Genomic DNA, 1,714 nt, shown 5'->3' with positions numbered 1-1,714 from the left:
CCCGCTCAGAGATGTGTATAAGAGACAGTCCTGGAGGCGCGCGACAACTGGATCCGCGTCGACATCCACCGGAGGGCAAACCTCCTCCCCGAACGGTTCACCGCCATCATTGAGGGCGTGATCGAACTCGTTGATCGTGGGTACAACGTCAACTTCGTCGAATTGACCGCTACCGAACAGGCCCTTCGTAACTACGGCTATCGCGAGCGTCTCCAGCAGTTGGCCGACGAGCGCGAGAACTTCTTGTTCACCGGGCTCTGGAAGAAACACGCCCATGTCTACGAGTTCCTCGCGTCCGGGCAATGCCTTGCCGAGTTCACCGACTCCGGCAGCATGCAGGAGGAACTCAACCATATCGACGAGGCGCTTTGTCTCACCGCTCGCTTCAACACCGATCGCCCTGAGACGGTTTTCGAGGCGAATACGAATCTCCTTGTCCCACCGACCGACGGCGAATTCATTGCCGACATGATCACTCACGTCGTCGAGACCGATTCAATCCGTGAGCGCATGCGCTCAGGGCAGCATCTTTACGGCAACGACGTGGGTGAGCGCATCGTCGAGTTCCTCACAACGCGCGATACCGATCGGGTCTTCGATTGGGCTCACGAGCGCCTCGGTTTCGAATCCGGCGACAGTTCCGAGTTCGAGTATCTATAATCACGATCAAAACTGCAACAAGTCGGCGATGTCTGTATCAGACGTCGAGAACGAGCTTGCCACGGACGTGCTCCGTTTCGACGATCTCGTGGGCACGCGCCGCCTCCGCGAGCGGGATTTCCGTACTGATCGTCGGGCGTAACGTTCCATCGTCGATCGCCTCGCCGATCGTGGCGAGAAGTGAGGGGTGCTCCGAACGCCCGCTCACCGCTCGCACGGCGATGTCGCGACCCTCGGCGATCGGATCGGCGGGAGCACCGACGACTGAGACGAGCACGCCACCGTCAGCGAGCACGTCGACCGAGCGACGCTGAGTCTCGCCGCCGACGGTATCGACCACGATGTCGACGGGATCGACGGCCGATTCGAATTCCTCCTCGCGGTAGTTCACGAACTCGTCGACGCCCAGTTCGCGGAGATAGCGCTCGCTGTATCCCGAGGCGGTAGCGATCACGTCGGCGCCCTTCGCTGTGGCCATTTGGACGGCCATGTGGCCGACGCCACCGGCCGCCCCGTGGATCAGCACTCGATCGCCGGCAGTGCAGTCGGCGTACTCGAACAGGGCCTGCCAGGCGGTCCGGGCGACGACCGGCACGCCAGCGGCCTCGGTAAACTCAAGCGCGTCGGGCATCGAAGCGAGCTGGCCGGTGCTCGTCGTCGCGTACTCCGCGTAGCCACCGAACTCGGGGAAGCCGTTGACGCCGAACACCGCGTCGCCGGGCTCGAAGTCGGTGACGGCCGTCCCGGTTGCTTCGACGACGCCCGCGATATCCATCCCGAGAACGAGCGGGAAGGGATCGTCGGCGAGCATCTGTGTCGTCTCACCGCGTCGAAGCCGGCAATCGACCGGGTTGACGCCCGCGGCGCGAACGCGAACCAGGACCTCGTCGTCGTGGGGCTCCGGACGGGGCATCCGCTCGTAGCTGAGGACGTCAGGCGAACCGAACTCGTGGATACAGGCAGCGTCGCTCTTATGTAGATTAGCGGAACACGGTGACGGCGATACAATCGACGAGACTGTGGATCGGTGCTCCAACAAGGTTCAGAGAGCGAA

Annotated in this window: 1 protein-coding gene and 1 pseudogene; one reads left to right on the top strand and one right to left on the bottom strand. The window is 62.7% G+C overall.

What is annotated here, in order from left to right:
* Positions 1 to 27: 27 nt before the first annotated feature.
* Positions 28 to 660, top strand: a pseudogene (locus tag C451_RS06385) (UDP-N-acetylglucosamine 2-epimerase); the annotation flags it as partial.
* Between the two features lie 37 nt (positions 661 to 697).
* Here the strand turns inward: C451_RS06385 and C451_RS06380 are convergent.
* The gene (locus tag C451_RS06380; protein ID WP_007738961.1) at positions 698 to 1,573 is read right to left on the bottom strand and encodes an NADP-dependent oxidoreductase; all 876 of its coding nucleotides are present in this window, start codon (positions 1,571 to 1,573) and stop codon (positions 698 to 700) included.
* Between the last annotated feature and the right edge of the window lie 141 nt (positions 1,574 to 1,714).

Source organism: Halococcus thailandensis JCM 13552, assembly GCF_000336715.1.
Lineage (GTDB): Archaea > Halobacteriota > Halobacteria > Halobacteriales > Halococcaceae > Halococcus > Halococcus thailandensis.
The sequence above is the reverse complement of the archived record's forward strand: the minus strand, read 5'-3'. Positions and strand labels throughout refer to the sequence as shown.